Origin of the sequence: Rhodococcus sp. R1101, from assembly GCF_000278445.1 — a bacterium.
GTDB lineage: Bacteria > Actinomycetota > Actinomycetes > Mycobacteriales > Mycobacteriaceae > Rhodococcus > Rhodococcus gordoniae.
Window position 1 is genome coordinate 1 of record NZ_AJVB01000515.1, and the last position, 2,606, is coordinate 2,606.

The window sequence follows — 2,606 nt, forward strand, 5'->3', positions numbered from 1 at the left end:
CTCGACACGTCGCCGCGCACGGCTGAGCGCTCAGGCGCGCAACCGTCAGGCGCGCAACCGTTCCTGTCGCAGCAGATCGACCTCGGGGAGGTCCAGCGGCGGCAGGGAGTCCACGCCCAGAGCGCGCATGAGGAGGTGATCGGCGAGCTCGGGGTTGCGGGCGAGTACGGGACCGTGCAGATACGTGCCGATCACCGAGCCCTGCACGGCACCTTCGAGTCCGTCGCCCACGCCGTTGCCGACACCGCGGTCGACGCGGCCGAGCCCGGTGGCATCGGAGCCGAGAGTCGTTCCACCGCGGTGGTTCTCGAATCCTGTCAGCGGCTGGGTGAGACCGGCGAGGGCGGGCCGGATGACGATCTCGCCGATCGCGCGGGTCTGCTGCGGCGAGGTGGTCGCGTCGAGGATGCCGACGCCGTCGACCCGTTCGCCGGAGGACGTCTCGTACCAGTGGCCGAGCACCTGGATCGCGGCGCAGATCGCGAGCACCGGCGCTCCGCGCTCGGCTGCACGCTGCAGTCCCGGGTAGCGCTGCAGGTGTCGCGTGGCCAGCCGCTGCGCCGCGTCCTCCGCGCCGCCGAGGGTGTAGAGGTCGAGGGACTCCGGGACCGGATCGTTCAATCCGATCTCGACGACCTCGGCGTCGTGACCGCGCATCCGCAGTCGCTGGCGCAGCACCAGGGCGTTGCCGCCGTCGCCGTAGGTGCCCATCACGTCGGGCAGGACGAGTCCGATGCGGACGGTCGACTCAGACATGGGCAGCTCTCCTGGCAATGGCGGTGTTGAGATCGCGGAACGCGGTGTAGTTGGCGAGCACCTCCACACGACCGGGAGGGCACGAGGCGATGGCCTTCAACGGATCCGGCACCAGCGTGTGCTCGACCCCCGCATAGGTCAGACGGACCGCGAGATCGGTGCCGCGTTCACCTGCGGCGACGACCTGTACGCCCTCGAAGTGTTCGAACCGCACGTCCCACAACCACGACAGGTCCTCGCCGTCCGGCACCTGACCGTTGACGGCGATGACCAGACCGTCGACGGTCGGGTCGATCATCGACAGGGCCTCCTGCCAGCCGGCGGGGTTCTTCGCGAGAAGCATGTGCACCGAATGCGGCCCGACCTGCACCGTCTTGTAGCGGCCGGCGACCTCCTCCACGACCGCTGCGGCCGCGACGGCCTTCTCCGGGTCGGCTCCGAGGGCGACGGCGGCCGCGACCGCCTGGGCGGCGTTCCCGCGGTTCGCGCGGCCGGGGAGGGTGAGCTTCAGCGGGAGAACGAGACCGTCGGGCCCGTGGAGGTTCTCGTCGTCGACCCACCAGTCGGGTGTCGGGCGCGCGAAATCGGAGCCCGTGCTGTACCAGTGGTCGCCTTCACGGACGATCGGTTCGCCCGAGCGCGGGCAACTCACCGAGTCGTTGGCCCAGCCGGCTCCGGCGGCGACCCACACGACGTTCGGGTTGTCGTAGGCGGCGGACGTGACGAGCACGTCGTCGCAGTTCGCGACGATCACGGCGTCGGGATGCCGCTTCAGGCCCTCGCGCAGCTTCCGCTCGATCATGTTGATCTCACCGACCCGGTCGAGCTGGTCGCGGCTGAGATTGAGCAGCACGATCGCTCTGGGTTCGAGGGCGTCGGCGACGTGCGGGGTGTGGAGCTCGTCGACCTCGATCGCGGCGAGCGGCGCCCGGAGGTCGGTGGCGAGAGCGGCGACGATCCCGGCGTCCATGTTCGCGCCGTCCGCCTGGGTGACGACCGAATCGATCGTCTCGAGAGCGGCGGCCGTCATGCGTGTCGTCGTGGACTTGCCGTTCGTCCCGGTGACGAGCACGGTCTGCCGGCCGTGGCCGAGCTGCTTCATCAGTGCCGGATCGATCTTCAGGGCGACGAGCCCTCCGATCATCGAGCCCTTACCGCGTCCGGCCTTCTGGGACGCCCACGCGGCGGCCCGGGCTGCGCGTAGTGCGAGCCGTCCACGTGCGGTGATTCCTGTGCTGGTTCCCACGTCGGCGAGTGTTCCACAGGCGCGGGAGCGTTGTGTCGCCGGAGGAGCGTCCTGCTCGTCACACTGCCGCGGCCACCCTGGGCGGCGAGGGCTCCGACGACGACGATCACACCGCCGATCAGGGACGACGGCGCCGGCCGCTCACCGAGCGTGATCCATGCGACGGTGAACCCCACGACCGGCACCATGAGGGAGAGCGGCGCCACGGTCCCGGCGGGATAGCGCGACAGCAGCGAGGCGTAGATCCCGGTACCGGCGATCGTGCCCGCCAGCACGACGTAGGCGAGTCCGGCCAGCGCCAGGCCCCCGTCCACGGTGGTGACGGCGGTACCGAGGGTGGTCCACGCCTGCGGGCCCTCGACGAACCAGGAGACCCCGAAGAACGGGAGCACGGGCACGACGCACATCCACAGCATCAGGCGCATGGGGTCACCGGCGCCGGCCTTGCGGGTCCCGATGTTGCCGACCGCCCACGACAGTCCGGCGAGCAACGCGAGGGTCATGGGTATCGGGCTCGCGTCCGCGGCGCCCTGTCCCACGGCGACGATCACCATGCCGGACACGGCGACCACGAGGCCGGCGAGACGGATGCCGTCGAGCCGTT

At 70.6% G+C, this 2,606-nt stretch carries 3 protein-coding genes; all 3 read right to left on the minus strand.

The annotated features are described in order from the left end of the window. Positions 1-45 precede the first annotated feature (45 nt). The gene (locus R1101_RS0120815; protein WP_016935206.1) at positions 46-756 is read right to left on the minus strand and encodes a type 1 glutamine amidotransferase; all 711 of its coding nucleotides are present in this window, start codon (positions 754-756) and stop codon (positions 46-48) included. Continuing rightward, positions 749-2,002 carry a Mur ligase family protein gene (locus tag R1101_RS0120820; RefSeq protein ID WP_026003541.1) on the minus strand — a complete coding sequence of 418 codons (1,254 nt, stop codon included), beginning with the start codon at positions 2,000-2,002 and terminating at the stop codon, positions 749-751. The genes R1101_RS0120815 and R1101_RS0120820 overlap by 8 nt, the downstream gene beginning before the upstream one ends. After that, positions 1,897-2,606: EamA family transporter (locus R1101_RS27900; protein WP_016935208.1), on the minus strand; the 710-nt coding region annotated here is incomplete at its 5' end. The genes R1101_RS0120820 and R1101_RS27900, both read right to left, overlap by 106 nt.